Below are 24,207 nucleotides of genomic sequence, written 5' to 3'. Positions count from 1 at the left end.
GCGCTATGTGTGGAATCGTCAGCGTTGTCAGCAACGCGCCTGTCAATCAACTGATCTACGACTCCCTGCTTTTGCTGCAGCACCGTGGTCAGGACGCGGCGGGCATCGTGACCCAGCAGGACCGCAAGTTTTTCATGCACAAGGCCAAAGGCATGGTGCGTGATGTCTTTCGCACGCGCAACATGCGCGCGCTGCCAGGCAACTGTGGACTGGGGCAGGTGCGCTACCCCACGGCCGGCAATGCCTACAGTGAGGAAGAGGCCCAGCCCTTCTATGTGAACGCGCCCTTCGGCATCGTGCTTGTGCACAACGGTAACCTGACCAACGCGCAAGCGCTCAAGGCCGAGCTGTTCAGTACCGATCACCGCCACATCAACACCGAGAGCGACACCGAGGTACTGCTCAACGTGCTGGCCGACGAGCTGGAAAAAGCCACGCGCGGCAAACCGCTGCGCGTGGGCGATGTGTTCTCCGCTGTGCGCCAGGTGCACAAGCGCATCCGTGGTTCCTACGCGGTGATCGCCCTGATCGCGGGTCACGGCGTGTTGGCCTTCCGAGATCCGTATGGCATCCGCCCGCTCTGCTTTGGTCGCAGTGCCGAGAGCGGGGTGATGATCGCGAGCGAATCCGTGGCCCTGGATGGCACGGGGCACACCCTGGAGCGCGACATCGCGCCGGGCGAGGCGATCTTCGTCAACCTGGAAGGCCAGATCAGCGCCCAGCAATGCGTGGACGTGCCGCGCCTCAATCCCTGTATCTTCGAGTTCGTCTACTTGGCCCGGCCCGATTCCGTGATGGACGGCATCTCGGTCTACCAGGCGCGGCTGAACCTCGGCGAGTCGCTGGCCAAGCGCGTGATCTCCACCGTGCCACCCAGCGAGATCGACGTGGTGATCCCGATCCCGGAATCCAGCCGTCCCAGCGCCATGCAGTTGGCGCAACTGCTGGGCCTGCCCTACCGCGAAGGTTTCGTGAAGAACCGCTATGTCGGGCGCACCTTCATCATGCCGGGGCAGGGGGTACGCCAGAAAAGCGTGCGCCAAAAGCTCAATGTCATCACCAGTGAATTCAAGGGGCGCAACGTGCTGCTGGTGGACGACAGCATCGTCCGCGGCACCACCAGCCGTGAGATTGTTCAGATGGCGCGCGAAGCCGGTGCCAACAAGGTCTACATGGCCAGCGCCGCGCCACCGGTGCGTTATCCCAACGTCTACGGCATCGACATGCCCACGGTGCACGAGCTGGTGGCCCATGGCCGCACGGTGGAAGAAGTGCGCCAGATCATCGGTGCCGATGCGCTGATCTACCAGGATGTGGACGGCATGAAGCATGCCATCGGTAAGCTTGGCACCAATCTGGCAAGTTTCGAGGCTTCGTGCTTCGATGGTGTCTACGTGACCGGCGATATCCAGGCCGAGGACATCGAGCGCATGAACTCCAGCCGTGTCAAGGGCGATGAAGACGCGATGGACACTTCGCGCCTGGCTTTGCCGAATCATCAGGCCGATTGAATCGTGGATCGGACCGGCCCATGAGCGAGAAGAAACAGAGCGAAGGCTTGCGGCTGCAAACCTTGGCGGTGCGCGCCGCCGTCGAGCGCAGCCAGTATGGCGAAAATTCCGAGGCCCTGTACCTGACCAGTGGCTACGTGCAACCCAGCGCCGAGGCTTCTGCGCGCCGTTTCGCGGGCGAGGAAGAAGGCTACACCTACGGCCGCTCGGGCAATCCCACGGTGAGCAGCTTCGAGCAACGCCTCTCCGCGCTGGAAGGCAGCGAGGCGACCATGGCCACGTCCTCTGGCATGTCGGCCATCATGCTGATGTGCTTTGCCCTGCTCAGGGCGGGCGACCACGTGGTGTTCTCGCAGTCCATGTTTGGCTCGACCATCAAACTCATCGGTTCCGAGTTCGCGCGCTTCGGCGTTGAATCGACCACGGTGCCGCAGACCGATCTTGCCGCCTGGAGGGCGGCCATCCGCCCGAATACCAAGCTGCTGTTCGCCGAGACGCCGACCAATCCATTGACCGAAGTCTGCGACATCTCGGCCCTGGCCGAGCTCGCGCACGACGCCGGTGCCTGGCTCGCCGTGGACAACTGCTTTGCCACGCCGGCGCTGCAGCGTCCGATCGCGCTGGGTGCGGACATCGTCATGCATTCCGGCACCAAGTACCTGGATGGTCAGGGCCGCGTCATGGCCGGAGCCTTGTGCGCCACCCAGAAGATGGTGATCGAGAAGTTCCTGCCCGTGCAGAAAAACAGCGGCATGGTGCTCTCGCCCTTCAACGCCTGGGTTGTGCTCAAGGGCATGGAGACGCTGGACATCCGCATGAAAGCGCAAAGCGCGCTGACGATGGAATTGGCGCAGTGGCTGGAGCAGCACCCTGCCGTGGCGCGGGTCTATTACCCCGGGTTGCCCAGCCACCCCCAGCACGCGCTGGCGATGCGCCAGATGAGTCTGGGCGGCGCTGTGTTGTCCTTCGAGGTCAAGGCGAAGCACCCCGAAGAGGCCCGAGCGCGGGCGTTCCATGTGCTGGATTCCATGCAGGTGCTGTCCTTGTGCACCAACCTCGGCGACACCAAGACCTTGCTGACCCACCCGGCCAGCACCTCCCACGGCAAGCTGTCCGAGGCGCAGCGCCAGGCGGCCGGCATCGGCCAGGGCCTGATCCGCGTGGCCGTGGGCCTGGAGCATCCGCAGGACGTGCAGGATGACCTCGTGCGCGGTCTGAACACCTTGGCCTGATATGACGACAAAAATCAGAACCCGTTTCGCCCCGTCCCCGACCGGCTTCATCCACCTTGGCAACATCCGTTCCGCCCTCTACCCCTGGGCCTTCGCGCGCGCGAACCAGGGTACCTTCATCTTGCGCATTGAGGACACGGATCTAGAGCGCTCCTCGCAGGCCGCCGTGGACGTCATCATCGAAGGCATGCAGTGGCTGGGCCTGGACCACGATGAAGGGCCGTTCTACCAGATGCAGCGCATGGACCGCTACAAGCAGGTGCTGGCCGAGTTGCAGGCCGCGGGCCATGTCTACCCCTGCTACATGAGCGTGGAAGAACTCGACGCGTTGCGCGAGCGCCAGATGGCGGCCAAGCAGAAGCCGCGTTACGACGGCACCTGGCGACCCGAGCCGGGCAAGACCCTCCCGCCCGTGCCCGTGGGGGTGCAGCCGGTGCTGCGTTTCAAGAACCCCCTGAGTGGTTCGGTGGTCTGGGACGACAAGGTGAAAGGCCGCATCGAGATCAGCAACGATGAACTGGACGATCTGGTCATCGCGCGACCCGACGGTACGCCCACCTACAATTTCTGCGTCGTGGTCGATGACATCGACATGGCCATCACCCATGTCATCCGGGGTGACGATCACGTCAACAACACGCCACGGCAAATCAATATCTTCCGCGCCTTCGGCAAGGAGCCACCGATCTACGCCCACCTGCCCACGGTGCTGACGGAAGTCGTTGACGAGCAAGGCGAGAAGCACGTCGAAAAAATGTCCAAGCGCCATGGCGCCAAGCCCGTCACGCAATACCGTGACGAAGGCTATCTGCCCGATGCCATGGTGAACTACCTCGCGCGCCTGGGCTGGAGCCACGGCGACGACGAAATCTTCAGCCGCGCGCAGTTTCTGGAGTGGTTCAACCTCGACCACCTGGGTCGCAGCGCCGCGCAGTTCGACGAAGCCAAGCTGCGCTGGGTCAACGCCCAGCACTTGAAGGCGATGGCGGATGATGCGCTGGCCGTCTTGGTGGCGGAGCAACTCCGCAAGCGTGGCGTTGCGGTGGACAGTCGTCTGACCGGCATTTGCGGCCTGTTCAAGGATCGCTGCGAAACCACAGTGGCGTTGGCGGACTGGGCTGAAAAATTCTATGGCGATGCGCTGGAGATCCGGCCGGAAGACCGGACGCAGCACTTGCCCGAGACGATCCGTCCCGCGTTGTCGCAGTTGGCGGACCAGTTGCAGGCTCTGACGAACTGGGACAAGACGACCATCGCGGCTGCCATCAAGGACGTGCTGGCCCAGAACAAGGATCAGGGCCTGAAAATGCCGCAACTGGCCATGCCGGTGCGCGTGCTGGTGCTGGGCACGCCGCAGACGCCGTCGCTCGATGCTGTGCTGGCACTGCTCCCACGCGAAAAAGTTTTGGCCCGTTTGCGGAAGGCGTAATTTATCCCCTATAATGCGAGGCTCACGACGCTTCGGCGGTTGCTGAAAACGATGAAGGTCAGGTGAATGGCAACGTTCATGGGGCAGACATCAAAAGCAACAAGCGGGGGTATAGCTCAGCTGGGAGAGCGCTTGCATGGCATGCAAGAGGTCAGCGGTTCGATCCCGCTTACCTCCACCATCTGAAGCGTCGCGAGATGGTTAAGAAGTTCCTTGAGGCATCGCAAGATGCGGAGGGGAGTTTCAAAGTCCAAGGTTTTGACCCTATCGTCTAGAGGCCTAGGACATCACCCTTTCACGGTGAGTACCGGGGTTCGAATCCCCGTAGGGTCGCCAAGTTTTGTGGCGCTTGGTCTGTTGTGCAAGAGTAATCAAGCACGATGGGCGAAAGTCACACCAACGCGGAGTGGTAGTTCAGTTGGTTAGAATACCGGCCTGTCACGCCGGGGGTCGCGGGTTCGAGTCCCGTCCACTCCGCCAAGATACAAGGGCTTGCCGCTCACCAGCGGCAAGCCCTTTTCTTTTGTCCCTGGTCAGCCTGATCTCTGTTCAGATCACCATGCCCTTGCTCGTCATCATGCTTCGCGCCCTGCCCGTCCAGCCCCAATGGTTGATGTCGGCGCTCGGTGTCGGGCTGCTGGCGATGGCGCCGCTGTCCTCCCATGCCCAGTCCGCCAGCGCGGAAAATCGCTTGGCGGCTGCGCCGGTCCTGATCAAGGTCTATGGCTATACCGAAGGCGGCGTGGCGGTCTTTCCTGGCAGTGTTCCCAGCCGCAATCCCCACACGATGCAGCGGTTTGCCTGCGAGGCTTGTGATGCACCGTTGCGCGCGGAGCGCTTGGATTGGCGCACCACGCCCTTGTACCAACGTGAATACGCCAAGGAAATCAACGCGGCGGCGCGCCGTTACGGCCTGGATCCGGCCTTGGTGCGCGCGGTGATCCACGCCGAATCCGGCTTCAAGGCCGATGCGCGTTCCCCCAAGGGCGCGCGTGGCCTGATGCAGCTGATGCCCGCCACGGCGCGCGCGTTGGGCGTGCGCCAACCGCACGATCCGCGACAAAGCATCGATGGGGGTGCGCGTTACCTGGCCGAGATGCTCGCGCGTTTTCGCAACGACGTGAACCTGGCGGCGGCCGCCTACAACGCCGGGCCGCAGGCCGTTCACGCCTATGCTGGCGTACCGCCTTATGACGAGACGCGCGCCTACGTGCAGCGCGTGCGGGTGCTCTTGTACCGCTATCGCCGCGCGGCGCAACTCGACTGGCGGGGATGAACTGCTCGGGGCAGGGTTGTTCGTCCGGTTCCTGCGCAGAAAAAGGGCATGGCTGACAATCTTCGGCCATGGATACCTTGCAACAGCATTCCGCGCCGGCTGGCGCAACCGACACATCGGGCGTCGCGTCGCGCCTGCCTCGCTATTCCTTGCTGGACCTGGTGGCCGTGCGCGAAGGCGGCACGGTGCGCCAAGCGCTGGACTTGGCCGTGCGTACCGCACAGCACGTCGAAGCCCTGGGCTACACCCGCTATTGGCTGGCCGAGCACCACAATATGCCGGGCATCGCAAGTTCGGCCACGGCGGTGCTGATCGGCCACATCGCAAGTGCCACCCGGCACATTCGCGTTGGCTCGGGTGGGGTCATGTTGCCCAACCATGCACCGCTCACGGTGGCCGAGGCCTTCGGCACGCTGGCCGAGTTGTACCCGGACCGCATTGACCTCGGCCTCGGTCGCGCGCCCGGCACTGACCCGATGACCATGCGCGCGCTGCGGCGTGATCGTGTGGAACGCGAGGAAGATTTTCCGCAGGACGTGGCCGAACTGCAACGGCTGCTGGGCCCGGCCCAGCCCGGCCAGCGCCTGACGGCCACCCCGGGCGCGGGTACCAACATCCCCATCTGGTTGCTGGGCTCCAGCTTGTTTTCCGCGCGCCTCGCCGCTGAGCTGGGCTTGCCCTACGCCTTCGCGTCCCACTTCGCGCCGCGTTATCTCCTGCAGGCGCTGGAGCTTTACCGCAGCCTGTTCCGGCCCTCGGCGGTGCTGAGCCGCCCGTATGTCGCCATTGGCGTGCCGGTGGTGGCCGCGCCCAGCGACGATGAAGCCGACTACCTGGCCAGCAGCACCTTCCAGCGCGTGCTGGGCATCGTGACGGGCAAGCGGGGTTTGCTGCCCCGTCCGGTCGAGCACTACATGGACAGCCTGCATCCGCAGGAGCGTGCCGCCATCGCCGACTTTCTGGGCGTGGCCGTGATCGGCGGACCTCAGACCTTGCGTGAGGGCCTGGCGCAATTGGCACGACTCACCCAGGCCGATGAGTTCATCATGGTGTCGGATGTGTACGAACCCGAATTGCGTCTGCGCTCGCTGGAATTGACGGCGGCGGCCATGCAGGCCTTGCCCATGGACGAAGCGGCCTTGGCTGCTGACGGACAATGGCGGGCATGAACGCCAATACTGAATCCCAGGCCGGATCACAGGCCAATCGCCCTGAATTGCCGGATCATCTGTCCATCGATGTCCGCAGCCCGCACCATGTGGCGGCTGTGTTCGAACACGACGTGGGCATACGCTTCAACGGCAAGGAACGCCACGATGTCGAGGAGTACTGCGTCAGCGAAGGCTGGATCAAGGTGCCCGCAGGCAAGACGCTGGACCGCAAGGGTCAGCCCCTGATGCTCAAGCTCAAGGGCCAGGTTGAACCCTTTTATCGCTAGGGTTTCCCCCGTACATCCTCCGTGACAGGCCCGTTTACAACCTCATCAGGCGGTTTTCATATCGTGGATAAAACTCTGGTAATTTGTAAGGTTTTACCGCGCCGCTGCGCCGCCTTTACCTGCACTTCATAAAAGCTCGGTAACTTTCGTTCCGCATCACGAAATCGATAGAAATCGGAGATGTGAGTCTTGTTGTTTAGTGAGTCAACTCCCAGGAGAAACTGAAATGGCCAAAATGTCCAAACTGCTCGCCACGCTGATCGCCGGTCTCTTCGCCGCCTCCGTGTTTGCCCAAGCTCCGGCCCCGGCTGCTGCTCCTGCAGCAGCTCCGGCCAAGGCTGAAGCCAAGCCGGCTGCGAAGAAGGAAAAGAAGGTTGAGAAGAAGACCGAAAAGAAAACCGAAAAGAAGACCGAGAAAAAGACTGACGCTGCTCCGGCCAAGTGAACAGCCGCCGCAGGATTTGAGAAGATCCTGAAGAACGCTTCTGAAAAAAGCCCGCCCTCCGGCAACGGTGGCGGGCTTTTTCTTGGGGGGTCATGATGCCCGATGGGGAATGCATGCGTCATGACACTGGCCCTCCGGCTCTCAAGGGTTTGGACGGGCCCTACACTGACTGCCCCGTACCACTCATTCGCAGGAGGTTTCCATGCTCAACACCGATCTGGACAGCGAATTCAAGTCCCTCTTATCGGTGCCCACCGACCCACCTGGCCAGTCCGGTGCGAGCCGGCGCACGGTCATCAAGACCGCTCTCGGGGTGGGTTACGCCGCCTCGGTGTTGCCCATCATGGCGCAGACGGCGATCACCACGTCATCCGCCGGACTGACGGCGGGGGAGGTGACCATCTCCGCGCAGGGCGGCTTCAAATTGCCGGCCTACCGGGCGCAACCCGCCGGCAAGACGGGATTGCCCGTCGTGCTGGTGCTGTCCGAGATCTTTGGCGTGCACGAGCACATCGCCGATGTGGCCCGACGCTTCGCGCACGCGGGGTATCTGGCCATCGCACCCGAGCTGTTCGTCCGTCAGGGGGATGCCAAGAGTTACACCGAGATCGGCAAGCTCATGAGCGAGGTCATTGCCAAGGTGCCTGATGCGCAGGTCCAATCCGATCTGGATGCGACGCTGGCCTGGGCCGGTGCGAATGGCGGTGACCTCAAGCGCGTGGGGGTCACAGGTTTCTGCTGGGGTGGCCGGCAGGTCTGGCTGTACACCGCGCACAACCCGGCCGTGAAGGCTGGCGTTGCCTGGTATGGCCGACTCGTGGGCGCGCCCAGCGACCTGACGCCGAAACAGCCGGTCGACGTGGCCGGGCAATTGAACGGCCCCGTGCTCGGCCTGTATGGTGAAGCCGACACCGGCATCCCCCAGGAGAGCATCGCCCAGATGAAGCAGGCGCTGGGGGCCGGCAACACCAACGCCAAGGCTTCGCAGTTCGTGGTCTACAAGGACGCACCGCATGCCTTCCATGCCGACTACCGGCCCAGCTACCGCAAGGAAGCCGCCGAGGACGGCTGGAAGCGCGCCCTCGCCTGGTTCAAGTTGAACGGCGTGGTCTGAGGCTGAGGCGAGTGGCCGCCCGCCGGCGGAGTCGTCGGGGCTTGACAGGTCTGGGACAATCCCGGATATGACGACATTTTTCGCGATTCTTCTTGGCACAGTGGCCGCCGGCATTGGCAGTGTCTGGCTGGCCGCTGCGCTGAGTTCCAGCCTCGTGCGCTACACCCAGCACATGCTCAGTCTGGCCGCGGGAGCCTTGCTGGGGGCCGCTTTTCTGCATCTGCTGCCCGAGGCGTTCGAAAGCGCCGCGCATCTGCGGCTGGCGGTGCCAGCCCAGAATGCCCTGGTCCACGGGATCGGGACAGACACCCTGTTCATCATCCTGCTGGCTGGTGTCGTGTTCTTTTTCCTGCTCGACAAGGCCGAGCTCTGGCATCACGGCCATGAACACCATCTGGGCGCCGATGCCGATGGGGAAAAGCACGCACATGCGCATCCGGGGCATGTCCATGCGCACGATCACCATGACCACGCCCATGACCCGCACAACCGGATGTCCGGTGGCTGGACCGTGCTGGCAGGGGACAGCGTGCACTGTTTCGGCGACGGCATCCTGATCGCTTCCGCGTTCATGGCCGATTTGCGCCTGGGCGTGATCGCCGCGGTGGCCGTGCTCGCGCACGAGGTGCCTCACCACATGGGCGATCTGGTCGTGCTGCGTGCCGCCAGCGGTACCCGCCGTGCCGCCTTGCTCAAGGTGTCACTGGCCGGGGCCATCACCGCCTTGGGCGGCGTGCTGGGTTGGTGCCTGGTGGACTGGTTGCACGACTATCTACCGTACTTCCTTGTGATTGCTTCCAGCAGCTTCATCTATGTGGCCTTGGCCGATCTGATCCCGCAGCTGCAAAAACGGCTGAGCCTGTCCGCCACCCTGGCCCAGATCGCCTGGCTGCTGGTGGGTATCGGTCTGGTCATGCTGACCAGTACCGTTGCCCACGCCCACTGAGGACACATCCATATTCACCGCCATGAGTTTCGAACGCCTGTTTTTCTCCGTCTTGGGTTTTTTCCTGCGCCTGGGCCTGCTGCTGATCGGCTTGCTGGTGATGGTCTTGGTGCTGGCGCTGAGCGTGCTCATGCTCGTGGGCTGGGGTCTGTATGCACTGGTCGCCCGTCTGCTGGGCCGTCCCGTGCAACCCCTGGCCTTCACCATCCTGCGCCAGACGCAGGCGCAGTTCTTCCGGCGCGCTCAGGCCCGGCCCGGCGCGCCGGGTGGCGCCGAGGTCATTGATGTGAATTCACGCGAAGTGGACGCGTCACCATCGGACCGGCTAGGACGCTAAGGCGGCAGGCCGGTTCAGGCCGGAGCGGTTCCGCCTGCGGGGTGCTTCGCGGGAGGGCTAGCCCTTGGCGACGGGGCGCGACGGGTCACTGCACCATTCGCTCCAACTGCCAGCGAACAGCGCGGCGCGACCCAGGCCGGCCAGTTCCATGGCCAGCAGGTTGGGGGTCGCGGTCACACCGCTACCGCACTGGTGCACCACCGAGGCCGGATGGCGACCGCCTAACAGGGCGTCAAATTCCGAGCGCAACTGCGCCGGTGTCTTGAATCTGCCGTCCGGGCCAAAGTTGTCACTGTAGGGCCGGTTGAGCGCGCCCGGAATGTGACCGGCCACCGGGTCGAGGGGCTCCACCTCGCCGCGAAAGCGGGCCGGGGCACGGGCGTCCACCACGGTCTGCAGGCTCGATTGGTTGAGGTTGGCGCGCACCTCGTCCACGGTGACCAAGCGTGCCAGGAGCTTGCCAGGCTGGAAGGGCGGGGTGCCAGACGCCACTGGTGGTGTTGGTGCGGGGCCGCTGGCCACGGGGCCCTGGATCGCCTGCCAGGCGGGCAGACCCCCATCCAGCACGGCCACGGCCTCGTGCCCGATCCACTTGAGCATCCACCACAGGCGCACGCAAAAGCTTGAACTCTGGCGGTCATACACCACGGCTTGCATGCCACTGTGAAAGCCGATGCGGCTCAGCCAGTCCGCAAAGACCTCGCGCTGGGGCAGTGGATGGCGGCCGCCCGAAGCTGCCATCGGCGGCGTCTTGCCGACCCCATGGGTCTGGGCTGCGTCCTTGGCGCTCAGGTGCCGGTCCAAGTCGGCACGTACCGCGCCGGCGATGCGCAATCGCTCGAATTGTGCGTCGCCTTCCGTAGGCTGCGCCAGGTCGAAGCTGCAATCAAAGATCATCACGGGCTTGCGTTCGCGCAGCAGGCTTTGAAGTTCAGTAGCGGAAATCAGCGTTGTGTAGGGCATGGCGGGCGTGGGGGAGACGTGGATTTTTCAGTGATCTTCGGCGGGCGTGTTCGGCACGGTGCGCTCGCGCAGCAGGATGGCGACCACGCCGGTGGCGAGGATGAGCACGATGCCCATCCAGCCCGACAGCGGGAGTTCGTCGCCGAACAGCAGCAGGCTGTAGAGCGACGCGAACACGATGCCGGAGTACTGCAGGCTGGCGACCGTGAGTGTGTGGCCGCGGCTGTAGGCGCGCGTCATGCACCACTGGCCCAGGGAGGCCAGGATGCCGATGGGCACCAGCCAGGACGCGGCTTGCCAGCTCACCTGCGACCAGGGCGTGAAACCGACGATGGCGCAGCCAATCAGCCCCATGACGAAGGTGCCGGCCGCGAAGTAGAACACCGTGCGTCCTTCTGGCTCGCCGACCTTGCCCAGCGCCGTGACCTGCATGTAGGCCAGGGCGCCGCCAATGCCGGAAAGCAGGCCGATCAGACCGGCCAGCAACTGGTCGTGGTCGATGGTGGGGCGCAGAACCAGGATCACACCCGCGAAACCCAGCAGCACGATGAACAGCATGGGGCCCTGGCGCTGTGCCTGCGTGAGGCTGAAGGTCGTCAGCAGCGCGCCACCGATGAGGAAGGCGGCGACCCAGATGCTGCTCATGTAGTTCAACGTCATCGCCGTGGCCAGGGGCAGGTGGGCGATGGCGTAGAACCAGGCGATCATCGAGAAGCCGCCGACGAGGCTGCGCCAGACATGCATGCCTGGCACGGGGGTCACCAGCCTGACGCCTTGCCTGTGCAGCACCAGGCCGAGGAAGACCATGCTGATGACGCTGCGGTAGAAGACCAGTTCAAAGATGTTGAACGAGGTTGACGCGTACTTCACGGCCACGCCCATGGTGGCGAAGAAGAAGGCGCCCAGAACCATCCAGAGGGCTTGCATAGGAAAGCGGCCCCGGTGGCACCGCAGAGTTGAGAAGCCTCTATTACACCCGGAATTCCTTGGTCGCTCAGACGCCGGGCCGTTGATCCGCTACAGCGAGAGTCCGTGGTGCCAATCCACGGGCTCTCGCATGCGGCGCGTGCTTTTGCCGCCTTACACGCCCAGTTGCCTGCGGTACCACTCGTGGAAGTGCTGCATGCCGTCTTCCATGGGGCTTTGGTAGGGGCCGACCTCGTTCTCTCCGCGCTGCATCAGGGCCTTGCGGCCGGCGTCCATGCGTTCGGCGATTTCGTCGTCCTCGACGCAGGTTTCCATGTAGGCGGCCTGCTGGGCCTCGACGAATTCGCGCTCGAAGGCGGTGATTTCCTCGGGGTAGTAGAACTCCACCTTGTTCAGGGTTTTGTCGACGCTGAGGGGGTGCAGGGTCGAGACCGTCAGCACGTGGGGGTACCACTCCACCATGATGTGCGGGTAGTAGGTCAGCCAGATCGCGCCGCGCTCGGGCTTGAGTCCGTCGCGGTACTTCAGCAACGCCTCGTGCCAGCGCTGGTAGGTGGGCGACCCCGGCCGTTCGAAGGCATCGGACACGCCGACGGTCTGCACGGAGTAGTGCTCCTTGAACTCCCACTGCAGGTCGTCGCAGGTCACGAAGCGGCCCAGGCCCGGATGGAAGGGGCCGACGTGGTAGTCCTCCAGATAGACCTCGATGAAGGTCTTCCAGTTGTAATTGCATTCGTGCATTTCCACGCGGTCCAGCGTGTAGCCACTGAAGTCCAATTCCGTGCGCGGGCCCATGCCCGCGAGATCGGCGGTGATGTCCCGGCCTCCGCTGGCGGGGTTGCTGACCAGCCCGTCCTCGAACAGCAGGCCATTCCACTCCTGCAGCCGGTATTGGCTCAGGTGCAGGCAGGGGTCCTCGGCGAAATGGGGCGCGCCGATCAACTGGCCGCTGCCCGAATAGGTCCAGCGGTGCAAGGGGCAGACGATGTTGCCTCCCGCATGGCCCTTGCCTTCGTTCTGGAGATTGCCCCGGCCCTGCAGCATCACGGCCTGCCGGTGCCGGCAGACATTCGATTGCAGGGTGATGGAACCATCACGCTGGCGCACCAGGACACGGCCATTGCCTTCATGGGCCAGCACATGGTAGTCGCCCACTTCGGGCACGCTGGCAGCGTGGCCCACGTAACGTGGGCCACGACCGAAGAGCTCTGTCATCTCACGCTGGAAAAGCGCCTCGTCGAAATAGCTTGTGACGGGTAACTGGCTGTGCGCCTGCTGCAGTCGAAGGCTTAAATCAGACATGGTGTCCTGACCTAAAGCTCCCCCCTTCTGGGTGGAAGGTACTGGAGGTTGGCACGCTCGGGAGCGTGAGAAAAAGGGAATGACCCGCAGGGAATCGGCCTTTCCGGGCCTCGATTGAGAAGCCGGAGCAAGCCGCCGCGAGCCAAGGCGAAAAAAGAGGCGCGATTGTACCCCCGGGGTCGTGACGGACAAGCTTTATCTCGCAGCAGGGCACAAGGGCTTTGCACATCGTGCGCTTGAAGGCCTCGCGCTGGCCCGCCCCCGCGCGCCGCAAGGCCTAAAATGCCCGATCCTTTTGTCCAGAACGTTTCCATGCCGAAGGCACCTTCCCCCTCCTCCGCCGCTTCCGAGTCCGGCGTTGCCGCTTTGCCGGCCACCTACGACGAAGCGATGCGTGAGCTCGAGCAACTGGTGATCCGGTTGGAATCGGGCGAGCTGCCACTGGAACAATTGCTCGCCGCCTACCAGCGCGGCGCGGAGCTGCTGCAGTTGTGCCGTGGCCGGCTCGACGCCGTGGAGTCGCAAATCAAGGTGCTCGACGACGGCATGCTCAAGACATGGACACCCGAGTGAAACCCCTGGCCGAGTGGAACCTGCGCCCGTGGATGGACGAGCGACTCGCGCGTGTTGAACGCGCGCTGGAGGCTTGGGTCGGCGCCGACGCGCCCGGGCACCCTGACGTGGGGCTGGGCGAGGCCATGCGTTATGCCGTGCTGGATGGCGGCAAGCGCCTGCGTCCGCTGCTGGTGCTGGCCGCCTGCGAGGCGGTGCGCGGCGACCCGGCGGCGGCCTTGCGCGCGGCCTGCGCGACCGAACTGATCCACGCTTACTCGCTGGTCCACGACGACATGCCCTGCATGGACAACGACGTGTTGCGTCGGGGCAAGCCCACGGTGCATGTGAAATTCGGCGAGGCCCAGGCCTTGCTGGCGGGCGATGCCCTGCAGGCCTTGGCTTTCGAGCTGCTCACCCCCGCCGACGAGGCCACTGTCCCGGACAGCATGCAGGCCCGCTTGTGCCGCCTGCTGGCTCGCGCTGCCGGCAGTTCGGGCATGGCGGGGGGACAGGCGATCGACCTGGCCAGCGTGGGCGTCAAGCTGGACGAAGCGCGGCTGCGGCAGATGCACCGTCTGAAGACCGGTGCGCTGCTGCAGGCCAGCGTTCTGATGGGCGCGGCCTGTGGCACCGCCACGGACGCCCAACAGATGGCGCTGAGTGATTACGGCGCGGCCATCGGTCTGGCCTTTCAGGTCGTCGACGATATCCTGGACGTGACGGCCGACAGCGCCACGCTGGGCAAGACGGCGGGCAAGGACGCGGTCCAGGACAAGCCCACTTATGTGTCCCTGCTGGGACTGGCGCGTGCCCAGGCCCATGCGCGTGAACTGCATGCGCATGCCCTGGCTGCGCTGACGCGTTTCGAGGCGCTGAGCCCTGCATCGGCGGGCGACCTGGACGAGACCCGGGCCCTGCGTGCCCTGGCCGATCTCGTGGTGGAACGCGCGCATTGAGAGTCGAGGTATCGGACATGAGCCATTCCCTGCTGCACACCATCAACGACCCGTCGGACCTGCGCCAGCTGTCCCGACCGCAACTCAAACCCCTGGCCGACGAGTTGCGTGCCTTTGTGTTGGAGAGTGTCTCCAAGACCGGCGGCCATCTGAGTTCCAACCTCGGCACGGTGGAGCTCACCGTCGCCCTGCATTACGTCTTCAACACCCCGCACGACCGGCTGGTGTGGGACGTGGGGCATCAGACCTATCCGCACAAGATCCTGACTGGACGGCGCGAGCGCATGGGCTCCTTGCGCCAGTTGGGGGGTATCAGCGGTTTTCCGCTGCGCAGCGAAAGCGCGTATGACGTCTTCGGCACCGCGCACAGCAGCACCTCGATCTCCGCCGCCCTGGGCATGGCGCTGGCCGCGCGACAGAAGGGCGAGGACCGCCACGCCATCGCCGTGATCGGCGACGGCGCGATGACGGCGGGCATGGCCTTCGAGGCCCTGAACCACGGTGGCGTGGAGGACTGTCGCCTGCTGGTCATCCTCAATGACAACGACATGAGCATCAGCCCGCCCGTGGGCGCGCTCAATCGTTACCTCGCGCAACTGATGAGCGGAGGCTTCTACGCGGCCGCCAAGCAGGTGGGCAAGAGCGTGCTGAAGGCCGCGCCACCGCTGTTCGAGCTGGCCAAGCGACTGGAGGAGCAAGCCAAAGGCATGGTCGTGCCCGCGACCTTGTTCGAGAAATTCGGCTTCAACTACATCGGCCCCATTGATGGCCACGATCTGGATTCGCTGATTCCGACGCTGGAAAACATCAAACAGCTCAAGGGGCCGCAGTTCCTGCACGTGGTGACGAAAAAAGGCCAGGGCTACAAGCTGGCCGAGGCCGACCCCGTGGCCTACCACGGCCCCGGAAAATTCGATCCGGCGGTCGGCTTGGTCAAGCCCGCCACGCCACCTAAGCAGACCTTCACCCAGGTCTTCGGCCATTGGTTGTGCGACATGGCCGAGCGGGACATGCGCCTGGTTGGCATCACGCCGGCCATGCGCGAGGGCTCGGGCATGGTGGAGTTCCATCAGCGTTTCCCGGGTCGTTATTACGACGTGGGCATCGCCGAGCAGCACGCCGTCACGCTCGCCGCCGGCATGGCCTGCGAAGGGCTCAAGCCCGTGGTGGCGATCTACAGTACCTTCCTGCAGCGAGGTTACGACCAGCTCATTCACGACGTGGCGCTGCAGAACCTGCCCGTGGTGTTCGCCCTGGACCGCGCGGGCCTGGTGGGTGCGGACGGTGCCACTCACGCAGGCGCGTTCGATATTCCTTTCCTGCGCTGCATTCCGAACATGGCCATGGCTTGTCCGGCCGACGAGCGTGAATGTCGCCAGTTGCTGAGCACCGCCTACGCACAGAACCATCCGGTGGCCGTTCGTTACCCGCGTGGCGCTGGCGCGGGTGTCTCGCCCTTGACTGGTCTGGAGCCTTTGCCCTATGGCAAGGGTGAGGTGCGTCGCTGGCGCGCGGGCGACAACAAGCAGGGCATCGCCATCCTCGCGTTTGGCACCCTGCTGTATCCGGCGCTGGAGGTGGCCGAAAAACTTGACGCCACCGTGGTGAACATGCGCTGGGCCAAACCACTGGACACCGAACTGCTGCTGCTAGTGGCCGCGCGGCACGAAGCTCTGGTGACGGTGGAGGAGGGCGTGGTCATGGGGGGCGCGGGCAGCGCCGTGAGCGAAGCCCTGCAGGCCGCGGGCGTGCATCTGCCCGTGCTGCAACTGGGTCTGCCGGACCGCTTCATCGAGCATGGTGACCCCGTCAAGTTGCTGGCCCTGCAGGGCCTGGATGCGGCGGGCATCGAAGCCGCCATCCTGGCGCGCTATCCCGAGCTGACCACCGTCGCGGCGCAGAAGCCAGCCCTGAAGGTCGTGGCGCGCTGACGCAGCCATGCGCATGCGTGCGCCGCCGCACGGTCCCGGCGAGCCACGCATGTCGATATCCAAGCCCCTTGCGCGGGTGGTGACACGACGCACAGCGGCGCACCAGAGAGAGCGGCACTTATAAAATCGACGCTCTTTTGTGTCATCTCTCTGGGAATCTTTGAATGGATCGTCGTTCTCTCATCAAAAACGCCGGCATCGCCGGTGTGCTGGCCGCGGGCGTGGCCCCGGCCGTGCAGGCACAGACCCCCGCCATCCGCTGGCGCCTGGCCTCCAGCTTTCCGAAAGCCCTGGACACCATCTACGGTGGCGCCGAAGTGTTTGCCCGCAAGATCAAGGACATGTCGGGTGGTCGCTTCGAAATCTCGGTGCACGCGGCCGGTGAGTTGATGCCCGCCCTGGGCGTGGTGGATGGCGTGCAGAACGGCACGACCGAAATTGCGCACACCGCGCCTTATTACTTCTTCGGTAAGAACGAAGCCTTCGCCATCGGCGGTGCCATCCCCTTCGGCATGAACAGCCGCCAGATGACGGCCTGGATGAACCATGGCAACGGCCGCAAGCTCATGAACGAGTTCTACGCCGCTTACAACATCGTGAGCTTCCAGGGTGGCAATACCGGGGCGCAGATGGGCGGCTGGTACCGCAAGGAAATCAAGAGCCCGGCCGACATCAAGGGCCTGAAGTTCCGCGTGGGCGGTTTCGCGGGCCGTGTGATCGAGCGCATGGGTGGCGTGCCGCAGAACATCCCCGGTGGCGAGATCTACCAGGCGCTGGAAAAAGGCACCATCGACGCCGCCGAGTGGATTGGTCCCTATGACGATCAGAAGCTGGGCCTGGGCAAGGTCGCTCCGTTCTACCACTACCCTGGCTGGTGGGAAGGCGGCCTTGAGGTCAGCTTCTATGTCAACAACAAGGCCTACGAAGCCCTGCCGGCCGAATACAAAGCCATGATCGATGCTGCTTCGGCTTATGCCCACGTGGACATGCAGGCCAAGTACGACGCCTTCAACCCGACGGCGCTCAAGCAGATCGCCGGCTCAGGCGTGAAGGTGCTGCCCTTCCCGACCAGCGTGCTGCAAGCCTCGTACAAGGCGGCGATGGAGGTCTACGCGGAGCTGGACAAGAAGAACCCGCAGTGGAAGAAGATCTACGACGACTACCGCAAGTTCCAGCGCGACCAGCTGTTCTGGTTCCGCGTGAACGAAGCGCGCTTCGACGGCTTCATGCAAAGCATCAAGGGCTTCTGATCCGCGTGACCCGCGTGGCGTGATCCGCCACCCAGGTTGAAAAAATGCCCCGCAGGCCTGGCTTGCGGGGCATTTTTTCTGGGTGACCTGCGCACGGGCCCTGGATGTCCGGTTTTGGTGCGGGGCGAGCCTGTCCTGCACGGGTAAGCCCCAATGCCGATCTAGCACATGGTCGCTGGTGCGCGCACCTTGCGCCGATAGAATCCCGCAACCTTTTCGGGTTATCCATTTTTTGGTTTTGCTTCCAAGGAGACATGCATGGATCGTCGTTCTCTCATCAAAAACGCTGGCATCGCCGGCGTGCTGGCCGCGGGTGTGGCCCCGGCCGTGCAGGCGCAGACCCCCGCCATCCGCTGGCGCCTGGCCTCCAGCTTTCCGAAAGCCTTGGACACCATCTACGGTGGTGGCGAAGTGTTTGCCAACAAGGTCAAGGAACTGTCGGGTGGCCGCTTCGAGATCTCGGTGCACGCTGCCGGTGAATTGATGCCCGCCTTCGGCGTGGTGGACGGCGTGGGCAACGGCACTGTGGAGATGTGCCATACCGTGCCGTATTACTTCTTCGGCAAGAACGAAGCCTTCGCCATCGGCGCGGCCATTCCGTTTGGCATGAACAGCCGTCAGATGACGGCCTGGATGTACCACGGCAACGGTCGCAAGCTCATGAACGAGTTCTATGCGGGCTACAACCTGGTCAGTTTCGCGGGTGGCAATACCGGGGCGCAGATGGGCGGCTGGTACCGCAAGGAAATCAAGAGCCCGGCCGACATCAAGGGCCTGAAGTTCCGCGTGGGCGGTTTCGCGGGCCGTGTGATCGAGCGCATGGGTGGCGTGCCGCAGAACATTCCCGGTGGCGAGATTTACCAGGCGCTGGAAAAAGGCACCATCGACGCCGCCGAGTGGGTGGGTCCGTACGATGACCAGAAGCTGGGCCTGGGCAAGGTCGCTCCGTTCTATCACTACCCTGGCTGGTGGGAAGGTGGTCCGGAAGTTGACTTCTTCGTCAACAACAAGGCCTACGAAGCCCTGCCGGCCGAATACAAAGCCATGATCGATGCTGCTTCGGCCTATGCCCACGTGGACATGCAGGCCAAGTACGACGCCTTCAACCCGACGGCGCTCAAGCAGATCGCCGGCTCAGGCGTGAAGGTGCTGCCCTTCCCGACCAGCGTGCTGCAAGCCTCGTACAAGGCCTCGATGGAGGTCTACGCGGAGCTGGACAAGAAGAACCCGCAGTGGAAGAAGATCTACGACGACTACCGCAAGTTCCAGCGTGACCAGCTGTTCTGGTTCCGCGTGAACGAAGCGCGCTTCGACGGCTTCATGCAAAGCATCAAGGGCTTCTGATGGACAGGGTCTGAACGGCCAGTTTCCAGCGTTCAGGTCCAAGCCCCGCCGGCATGCCGGCGGGGCTTTTTTGTATGCGCGTGACGCGCCTCGACATTGCCACTTGCAGTGGGTGGTGAGAGTGCAAAAAAAAGGACGCCTTGCGGCGTCCTCCGGTCCCGGATCGGTCACACCTGTGCGACAAGTGGACGCATCGGGGCTGACTCAGTCCTTGGGGACCTCCAGCGGTGCATCGTCGTTGAAGTTCGGCGTTTCGAATTGAGGATCCGAACCAGGGTTTGCGTCCGGGTTGAGCGGGTCGCCACCCGCGCCACCGAAATCGGCGTTCGGGATGTTGATCTCGACGTGCTCCAAGTCCAGAACCAGAGGCTTGTCGCGCGAGATGATCCCGGGGAAGGCGATGATGAGGCCGATCATCAAGAGCTGGATGCCCACGAAGGGCAGGGCGCCCATGATGATCTGGCCCGTCGTGACCGGCGCGATGCGCTTCTTCGTCACCTTGTCGGTGTATTCCTTGTCGGGCGCGACGCTGCGCAGGTAGAACAGCGCGAAACCGAAGGGCGGGTGCATGAAGCTGGTCTGCATGTTCACCGCAAGCAGCACGCCGAACCAGACCAGGTCAATGCCCAGCTTGTCCGCCACCGGGGCCACCAGGGGCACGACGATGAAGGCCAGTTCGAAGTAGTCCAGGAAGAAGGCCAGGAAAAAGACCATCAGGTTGACCACGATCAGGAAGCCCAGCGTGCCGCCCGGTAGGCCGGACAACAGGTGTTCCACCCAGCGCGGACCGTCCACGCCCTGAAAAGTCAGGCTGAACATGGTGGCGCCGATCAGGATGAAGAGCACGAAACAGGACAGCTTGGTCGTGGCGTTCAAGGCCTGCTTGAGCAAGTGCAGCGACAGGCGGCGGCGGACCAGGGCCAGGATGAGCGCGCCCATCGCACCCATGGCCCCGCCTTCGGTCGGCGTGGCCACGCCCAGGAACACAGTGCCCAGCACCAGGAAGATCAGAAGCAGCGGCGGCACCAGGACGAAAGTCACGCGCTCGGCCAGCCGGGACAGCAGACCCAGACGCGTTACCTTGTTGATCAGGGCCAGCACGAAAGCCAGCGCCACACCGGCGCCGAGCGAGACCACGATGGTTTCGTCCTTGGCGACATGCTCGACCACTTCGCCCTTCCACCAACTGTGCACGGTGGTGTAGTGATCAGCGAAGATCAGGGCGATGGTGGTCGAGGCGATGGTCAGCAGCAGCAAGGACAGGTAGCCGCTGTTGCCATTGGGCTCGCGAAAGGTGCGGGCCTCGGGTGGCAGGGCAGGCACCATCTTGGGCTTGAAGATGGCCAAGAAGACGATCAGCAGCACGTAGAAGCCCACCAGCATGAAGCCGGGAACGAAGGCACCCTTGTACATGTCGCCCACGCTGCGGCCCAGCTGATCGGCCAGCACGATGAGCACCAGCGACGGCGGGATGATCTGCGCCAGCGTGCCCGAGGCCACGATGGTGCCTGAAGCGATGCGACGGTCGTAACCGTAGCGCAGCATGATGGGCAGCGAGATCAGACCCATCGAGATCACAGAGGCCGCCACCACGCCGGTCGTGGCTGCCAGCAGCGCGCCGACCAGGATGACTGCGAAAGCCAGGCCACCGCGCACCGGGCCGAAGACCTGGCCGATGGTGTCCAGCAGGTCTTCCGCCATGCCAGAGCGTTCGAGGATCAGACCCATCAGTGTGAAGAAGGGGATGGCCAGCAGCGTGTCGTTCTGCATGATGCCAAAGATGCGCAGCGGCAGCGCCTGCATCAGCGCCTCGGGCAGGATGCCCATCTCGATGCCGATGAAGCCGAAGAACAGGCCGCAGGCGCCCAGGCTGAAGGCCAGCGGAAAGCCGACCAGCAGGAAGGCGATCAGGCCCGCGAACATGATCGGGGCCATGTTGGTTGCGATGAATTCCATGATGACTGTCTTTCGCGCTTCAGTTCTTGGCGGCGGCCGCTTCGGCCTCACGCTGACGGATGGCTTCGGCCAGCTCTTCCTCGGCCGTCTTCTCGTGCTTCTTGACCGTTGGGTCCTCGATCAACCCCTTCAGAAAGGCGACGCGCTTGATCAGCTCCGACCAGCCTTGCAGTAGCAGCAGGGTGAAGCCCAGGGGCAGCATCAGGTACACCGGCCAGCGGATCAGTCCGCCGGCGTTGCCCGACACTTCGCCCGACTGGAAGGCCTGCCAGAAGAAGGGCAGGCTGAAGTACAGCACCACGAGACAGACGGGGGTCAGGAAGACGGAGAAGCCGAACACGTCGACCCACATCCGCGCGCGCGTGGACCAGCGGTTGTAGATCAGGTCGATCTTCACGTGCTCGCCATTGAGCAGGGTGTAGCCAGCCGCCAGGAGAAAGGAGGCGGAGAACAGGTACCACTGGATTTCGAGGAAGGCGTTGGAACTGGTGTCAAACGTCTTGCGCACGATGGCATTGGCCGCGCTGATCAGCGTCGAACCCAGAATCAGCCAGATGACCAGGCTGCCGAGCTTGCTCGTCAGCCTGTCCACCAGTCTGGAGAATTTCAGGAGTTGCTGCATGGGAAATCCCACTGTGAGGGGTCACTGAAAACCGCTGGGATCATTTCTGGCTCTTTCATGAAGAGAGAACGATCCTGCGGGCAAACCGGCCATTCTACGAGACGGATTGTTCGGGTTTTTACGAATGCGTTACCTCCGGCTTGGCCGCCGGTCGGGTCATCCTGCGCCCTGGATAGGCAGCCAGTCTCTGGCCGGCATGAATCAGCCCATAATGGTTCGCATGGCGCAAGAACTTCCTCTGCCATCCTCCACCTCGCATCTGAGCCGGGCCGACTTGCGCCGCGCGGGTCGCGACGTGCTCAGCCTGGCACTGATGGACGCGCGCAACCACACGCTCTTCCTGATGGGCGAGTACCAGAAGGCCATGGAGGAAGGTGGCGAGGAGCTGGAACTCCCCAGCGTGCCGGGCATGCATGCGCCAGACTTGGCGCCCTTGCTCAATCCGCCTCTGTGGGAACTGGGGCGCATCGGCTGGTTCCAGGAGCGCTGGATCGGTCGCAATCTGCAACGCCATCAGGGCCCGCGCGCCGATCCGCATGCGCCTCCCCTGGCCTCCATGTTTCCGCGCGGCGACACGCTCTGGGGTGAGCCCGGCCTGCCACCCGCGCGACGTTGGGAGGCCACGTTGCCCCCGTTGGACGACATCAAGGCCTATCTGCTTTCCACGTTGGAAAGCACGCTCGACCTGTTGGCCATGACGCCGGACGAAGCCGACGCGCTCTATTTCTATCGCCTGGCGCTGTTCCATGAGGACATGCGCGGCGAGGCGCTGGTCAACATGGCGCAGACCCTGGGCCTGTCCCTGCGCGTGCCCCTGCCCAAGCCCGGACTTGTGCTGGACCCGATCACGGTGCTCGCGACCCGCTGGAAGCTGGGTTGGGAGGAGGGGCGCAACCAGGGCGGTGGTTTTTTCGCCTTCGACAACGAAATGCCGGCGCACGAGGTCGCCGTGCCCGAGTTCGAGATTGACGCCCAGCCCGTGGGCTGGAACCAGTACGTCGAGTTCGTCATGGACGGGGGTTATGACCGCCCCGAGTTCTGGTTGCCCGAGGGCTGGGACTGGCTGCAGGCGCAGCAGAAGCAGGACGAAGGCCGCCGCGCGCCGCGCCACGTGCAGCAGATCGGCGCGGTGCGGGGCGACGCGCTGAATGGCGGCGTCTTCCAGTCCTGGTTCGGTCAGACCCTGCGCATGGCCCTGTGGTCACCCGTCATGCATCTGTCCTGGTGGGAGGCCGACGCCTGGTGCCGCTGGGCGGGCCGCCGCCTGCCGACCGAGGTGGAGTGGGAGCTGGCCGCGCACCAGGCTGCGGGGCGCGGCTTTCGCTGGGGCGATGTGTGGGAGTGGACGGGCACCACTTTCGAGGGTTATCCGGGTTTCGCCTCCGGTCCCTGGCGCGCCTATTCCGAGCCCTTTTTTGGCCGGCACAAGGTGCTGCGTGGCGCCTCGCTGGCGACACGCCTGCGCCTGGAGCACCCGAAGTTTCGTCACCACGCCGCGCCCGAGACAGACCACCTTTTCTGCGGCTTCCGTTCCTGTGCTCTATAGGAAGTGGCGCTGCAGGCTGAGCGCGTAAGGCAGGCTCAGCACGCCCAGCGCGGTGGACAGGGTGACCATGCTCGCCACCAGAGCGCCGTTGTAGCCCATGCGCGCGGCCAGCACGTAGGCGCTCGAGGCGGTCGGCAGCGCCGAAAAGAGCAGCAGCGTCGCGGCCTGCACCGTGTCCAGCCGCAGCACGATGCACAAGCCCAGCGCAACCAGGGGCAGCAGCAAGTGGCGCACGGTCAGCACGCCCGCGGTCAGGGCCTTGCTGCGCGCCAGCGTGCCGAACTGCATGCCAGCGCCCGCAGCCATCAGACCCAGCGCCAGCGAGGCCGCGCCGATGCGCGAGAGGCTGGGCGCGATCCAGTCTGGCATGCGCAGGCCCGCCAGGTTGCAGGCCAGGCCCGTGACGGTCGCGATGATCAGCGGGTTGCGGACCAGCTCGCGCAGCACGCCGCGCCCCGCGTGCCGCGCCATGGGCCAGACCGCGGCCACGTTGACGAAGGGCACGCAGACGCCGATCAGCAAGGCCATCAGCAGGGGGCCGCGCCCGTCCTGCGCCTGTGTGGCCAGGCGCTCGGCCAGGCCCAGGGCGATGAAGGAATTGAACCGGAAGGCGACCTGGGCACTGGCCGCGTGGTCGCGTGGCTGTTCGTCCGCGCGCGTCCCGGGCCACAGGCGCAGCAGCCAGGGCAGGGTGTGGGTCAGGGCGACGCCCGCGGCCGTCATGAGCAGGCCGCCAAGCACCAGGCTGGCGTCGGCGTCGAGCTGGATCGGGCTCTTGACGATGCTGTGGAACAGCAGGACCGGAAAGAGAAAGTAATAGACCAGGCTTTCCACCGGCTCCCAGACCCGCCGGTTCAAGGCGGTGTAGCGGCACAGCAGCCAGCCGCACAGAATCATGGAGAAATCGGGGAACAGCAGAACGGCGTAATTCACGCGCAGGAGGATAGCAGGCGGCACCCACCCCATGCCTCGTCTTGGGCCACCGTGCACCAGCGTGAGGCGATGCCTGTCAGCGAATTGTCAGTTGGATCGGGCCGCCCGCACCGCGCAGGGCCGCAGGGCGCCCCTGCGCGGCTCGTAATTTCCCTCGGCAGCGCGCGTTTCTGCGGAGTGCGGCAACTCGAGGC

The 24,207-nt window shown here is 64.3% G+C and carries 22 protein-coding genes and 3 tRNA genes; 19 read left to right on the top strand and 6 right to left on the bottom strand.

Annotated features, from left to right (window positions below; genetic code table 11):
- The first annotated feature begins 5 nt into the window (after positions 1–5).
- The 13 genes from purF (at position 6) to DW355_RS16790 (ending at position 9,728) form a co-directional block, all read left to right on the top strand.
- The gene (purF, locus tag DW355_RS16850) at positions 6–1,511 is read left to right on the top strand and encodes an amidophosphoribosyltransferase (protein ID WP_131281813.1); all 1,506 of its coding nucleotides are present in this window, start codon (positions 6–8) and stop codon (positions 1,509–1,511) included.
- A gap of 20 nt (positions 1,512–1,531) precedes the next feature.
- Complete coding sequence (locus DW355_RS16845) at positions 1,532–2,743, top strand: O-succinylhomoserine sulfhydrylase (RefSeq protein ID WP_131281811.1); 1,212 nt, start codon at positions 1,532–1,534, stop codon at positions 2,741–2,743.
- Between the two features lies 1 nt (position 2,744).
- Positions 2,745–4,172, top strand: coding sequence for a glutamate--tRNA ligase (gltX, locus tag DW355_RS16840; protein ID WP_131281809.1), 1,428 nt, complete (start codon positions 2,745–2,747; stop codon positions 4,170–4,172).
- A gap of 105 nt (positions 4,173–4,277) precedes the next feature.
- A tRNA-Ala gene (locus DW355_RS16835) sits at positions 4,278–4,353 on the top strand.
- Positions 4,354–4,432: 79 nt separating this feature from the next.
- A tRNA-Glu gene (locus DW355_RS16830) sits at positions 4,433–4,508 on the top strand.
- 67 nt (positions 4,509–4,575) lie between these two features.
- A tRNA-Asp gene (locus tag DW355_RS16825) sits at positions 4,576–4,652 on the top strand.
- A gap of 79 nt (positions 4,653–4,731) precedes the next feature.
- Positions 4,732–5,448 carry a lytic transglycosylase domain-containing protein gene (locus DW355_RS16820; RefSeq protein WP_131281807.1) on the top strand — a complete coding sequence of 239 codons (717 nt, stop codon included), beginning with the start codon at positions 4,732–4,734 and terminating at the stop codon, positions 5,446–5,448.
- Positions 5,449–5,516: 68 nt separating this feature from the next.
- Positions 5,517–6,617, top strand: coding sequence for an LLM class flavin-dependent oxidoreductase (locus tag DW355_RS16815; RefSeq protein WP_242671233.1), 1,101 nt, complete (start codon positions 5,517–5,519; stop codon positions 6,615–6,617).
- The gene (locus DW355_RS16810) at positions 6,605–6,886 is read left to right on the top strand and encodes a DUF3297 family protein (protein ID WP_207388037.1); all 282 of its coding nucleotides are present in this window, start codon (positions 6,605–6,607) and stop codon (positions 6,884–6,886) included. Before DW355_RS16815 ends, DW355_RS16810 begins: the two co-directional genes overlap by 13 nt.
- Positions 6,887–7,121: 235 nt before the next feature.
- Positions 7,122–7,331, top strand: a complete 210-nt coding sequence (locus DW355_RS16805) for a hypothetical protein (protein ID WP_131281803.1) — start codon at positions 7,122–7,124, stop codon at positions 7,329–7,331.
- A 202-nt stretch (positions 7,332–7,533) separates the two neighbouring features.
- Entirely contained in the window at positions 7,534–8,445 is a 912-nt protein-coding gene (locus DW355_RS16800; RefSeq protein ID WP_131281801.1) for a dienelactone hydrolase family protein, read from the top strand.
- Between the two features lie 67 nt (positions 8,446–8,512).
- Positions 8,513–9,391, top strand: coding sequence for a ZIP family metal transporter (locus tag DW355_RS16795; RefSeq protein WP_131281799.1), 879 nt, complete (start codon positions 8,513–8,515; stop codon positions 9,389–9,391).
- 22 nt (positions 9,392–9,413) lie between these two features.
- Complete coding sequence (locus DW355_RS16790; protein WP_131281797.1) at positions 9,414–9,728, top strand: hypothetical protein; 315 nt, start codon at positions 9,414–9,416, stop codon at positions 9,726–9,728.
- 57 nt (positions 9,729–9,785) lie between these two features.
- On the opposite strand, the gene DW355_RS16785 is transcribed toward DW355_RS16790, so the two are convergent.
- From DW355_RS16785 to DW355_RS16775, 3 genes are all read right to left on the bottom strand, one after another.
- Positions 9,786–10,691: a sulfurtransferase gene (locus DW355_RS16785; RefSeq protein ID WP_131281795.1), complete on the bottom strand. Its 906-nt coding sequence runs from the start codon at positions 10,689–10,691 to the stop codon at positions 9,786–9,788.
- A gap of 27 nt (positions 10,692–10,718) precedes the next feature.
- Complete coding sequence (locus DW355_RS16780; protein WP_131281794.1) at positions 10,719–11,618, bottom strand: DMT family transporter; 900 nt, start codon at positions 11,616–11,618, stop codon at positions 10,719–10,721.
- Positions 11,619–11,771: 153 nt separating this feature from the next.
- On the bottom strand, positions 11,772–12,920 hold the full coding sequence (locus DW355_RS16775) for an aromatic ring-hydroxylating oxygenase subunit alpha (protein ID WP_131281793.1): 1,149 nt from the start codon (positions 12,918–12,920) through the stop codon (positions 11,772–11,774).
- Positions 12,921–13,232: 312 nt separating this feature from the next.
- Here DW355_RS16775 and DW355_RS16770 point away from each other — a divergent pair, with 312 nt between their 5' ends.
- The 5 genes from DW355_RS16770 (at position 13,233) to DW355_RS16750 (ending at position 18,956) form a co-directional block, all read left to right on the top strand.
- Positions 13,233–13,493: an exodeoxyribonuclease VII small subunit gene (locus tag DW355_RS16770; RefSeq protein WP_131282839.1), complete on the top strand. Its 261-nt coding sequence runs from the start codon at positions 13,233–13,235 to the stop codon at positions 13,491–13,493.
- Positions 13,478–14,431, top strand: a complete 954-nt coding sequence (locus DW355_RS16765) for a polyprenyl synthetase family protein (RefSeq protein ID WP_131281791.1) — start codon at positions 13,478–13,480, stop codon at positions 14,429–14,431. The genes DW355_RS16770 and DW355_RS16765 overlap by 16 nt, the downstream gene beginning before the upstream one ends.
- Positions 14,432–14,448: 17 nt before the next feature.
- On the top strand, positions 14,449–16,362 hold the full coding sequence (gene dxs / locus DW355_RS16760; RefSeq protein ID WP_131281790.1) for a 1-deoxy-D-xylulose-5-phosphate synthase: 1,914 nt from the start codon (positions 14,449–14,451) through the stop codon (positions 16,360–16,362).
- Positions 16,363–16,526: 164 nt separating this feature from the next.
- Positions 16,527–17,612 carry a TRAP transporter substrate-binding protein gene (locus tag DW355_RS16755; protein WP_131281789.1) on the top strand — a complete coding sequence of 362 codons (1,086 nt, stop codon included), beginning with the start codon at positions 16,527–16,529 and terminating at the stop codon, positions 17,610–17,612.
- Between the two features lie 258 nt (positions 17,613–17,870).
- Positions 17,871–18,956: a TRAP transporter substrate-binding protein gene (locus DW355_RS16750; RefSeq protein WP_131281787.1), complete on the top strand. Its 1,086-nt coding sequence runs from the start codon at positions 17,871–17,873 to the stop codon at positions 18,954–18,956.
- A 204-nt stretch (positions 18,957–19,160) separates the two neighbouring features.
- Here DW355_RS16750 and DW355_RS16745 read toward each other — a convergent pair whose 3' ends face one another.
- Complete coding sequence (locus tag DW355_RS16745; RefSeq protein WP_131281785.1) at positions 19,161–20,912, bottom strand: TRAP transporter large permease; 1,752 nt, start codon at positions 20,910–20,912, stop codon at positions 19,161–19,163.
- A 19-nt stretch (positions 20,913–20,931) separates the two neighbouring features.
- Positions 20,932–21,534, bottom strand: a complete 603-nt coding sequence (locus DW355_RS16740; protein ID WP_131281783.1) for a TRAP transporter small permease subunit — start codon at positions 21,532–21,534, stop codon at positions 20,932–20,934.
- Between the two features lie 211 nt (positions 21,535–21,745).
- On the opposite strand from DW355_RS16740, the gene DW355_RS16735 reads away from it, so the two are divergent.
- Entirely contained in the window at positions 21,746–23,080 is a 1,335-nt protein-coding gene (locus DW355_RS16735) for an SUMF1/EgtB/PvdO family nonheme iron enzyme (RefSeq protein ID WP_131282836.1), read from the top strand.
- Here DW355_RS16735 and DW355_RS16730 read toward each other — a convergent pair.
- Positions 23,075–24,013 carry an AEC family transporter gene (locus tag DW355_RS16730; RefSeq protein WP_242671232.1) on the bottom strand — a complete coding sequence of 313 codons (939 nt, stop codon included), beginning with the start codon at positions 24,011–24,013 and terminating at the stop codon, positions 23,075–23,077. The genes DW355_RS16735 and DW355_RS16730 overlap by 6 nt on opposite strands.
- Positions 24,014–24,207: the final 194 nt, after the last annotated feature.

The organism is Hylemonella gracilis (assembly GCF_004328645.1).
Lineage (GTDB): Bacteria > Pseudomonadota > Gammaproteobacteria > Burkholderiales > Burkholderiaceae_C > Hylemonella > Hylemonella gracilis_B.
This window is presented reverse-complemented; position numbering and strand designations above follow the sequence as displayed.

What these genes read in the sequence shown, in the direction of transcription:
- purF (WP_131281813.1), top strand. Translation starts at nt 6, where the DNA reads ATGTGTGGAATCGTCAGCGTTGTCAGCAACGCGCCTGTCAATCAACTG.
- gltX (WP_131281809.1), top strand. Translation starts at nt 2,745, where the DNA reads ATGACGACAAAAATCAGAACCCGTTTCGCCCCGTCCCCGACCGGCTTC.
- DW355_RS16790 (WP_131281797.1), top strand. Translation starts at nt 9,414, where the DNA reads ATGAGTTTCGAACGCCTGTTTTTCTCCGTCTTGGGTTTTTTCCTGCGC.
- DW355_RS16810 (WP_207388037.1), top strand. Translation starts at nt 6,605, where the DNA reads ATGGCGGGCATGAACGCCAATACTGAATCCCAGGCCGGATCACAGGCC.
- DW355_RS16750 (WP_131281787.1), top strand. Translation starts at nt 17,871, where the DNA reads ATGGATCGTCGTTCTCTCATCAAAAACGCTGGCATCGCCGGCGTGCTG.
- DW355_RS16785 (WP_131281795.1), bottom strand. Translation starts at nt 10,691, where the DNA reads ATGCCCTACACAACGCTGATTTCCGCTACTGAACTTCAAAGCCTGCTG.
- DW355_RS16805 (WP_131281803.1), top strand. Translation starts at nt 7,122, where the DNA reads ATGTCCAAACTGCTCGCCACGCTGATCGCCGGTCTCTTCGCCGCCTCC.
- DW355_RS16800 (WP_131281801.1), top strand. Translation starts at nt 7,534, where the DNA reads ATGCTCAACACCGATCTGGACAGCGAATTCAAGTCCCTCTTATCGGTG.
- dxs (WP_131281790.1), top strand. Translation starts at nt 14,449, where the DNA reads ATGAGCCATTCCCTGCTGCACACCATCAACGACCCGTCGGACCTGCGC.
- DW355_RS16820 (WP_131281807.1), top strand. Translation starts at nt 4,732, where the DNA reads ATGCCCTTGCTCGTCATCATGCTTCGCGCCCTGCCCGTCCAGCCCCAA.
- DW355_RS16815 (WP_242671233.1), top strand. Translation starts at nt 5,517, where the DNA reads ATGGATACCTTGCAACAGCATTCCGCGCCGGCTGGCGCAACCGACACA.
- DW355_RS16765 (WP_131281791.1), top strand. Translation starts at nt 13,478, where the DNA reads ATGGACACCCGAGTGAAACCCCTGGCCGAGTGGAACCTGCGCCCGTGG.
- DW355_RS16755 (WP_131281789.1), top strand. Translation starts at nt 16,527, where the DNA reads ATGGATCGTCGTTCTCTCATCAAAAACGCCGGCATCGCCGGTGTGCTG.
- DW355_RS16845 (WP_131281811.1), top strand. Translation starts at nt 1,532, where the DNA reads ATGAGCGAGAAGAAACAGAGCGAAGGCTTGCGGCTGCAAACCTTGGCG.
- DW355_RS16795 (WP_131281799.1), top strand. Translation starts at nt 8,513, where the DNA reads ATGACGACATTTTTCGCGATTCTTCTTGGCACAGTGGCCGCCGGCATT.
- DW355_RS16780 (WP_131281794.1), bottom strand. Translation starts at nt 11,618, where the DNA reads ATGCAAGCCCTCTGGATGGTTCTGGGCGCCTTCTTCTTCGCCACCATG.
- DW355_RS16770 (WP_131282839.1), top strand. Translation starts at nt 13,233, where the DNA reads ATGCCGAAGGCACCTTCCCCCTCCTCCGCCGCTTCCGAGTCCGGCGTT.
- DW355_RS16735 (WP_131282836.1), top strand. Translation starts at nt 21,746, where the DNA reads ATGGTTCGCATGGCGCAAGAACTTCCTCTGCCATCCTCCACCTCGCAT.
- DW355_RS16745 (WP_131281785.1), bottom strand. Translation starts at nt 20,912, where the DNA reads ATGGAATTCATCGCAACCAACATGGCCCCGATCATGTTCGCGGGCCTG.
- DW355_RS16775 (WP_131281793.1), bottom strand. Translation starts at nt 12,920, where the DNA reads ATGTCTGATTTAAGCCTTCGACTGCAGCAGGCGCACAGCCAGTTACCC.
- DW355_RS16740 (WP_131281783.1), bottom strand. Translation starts at nt 21,534, where the DNA reads ATGCAGCAACTCCTGAAATTCTCCAGACTGGTGGACAGGCTGACGAGC.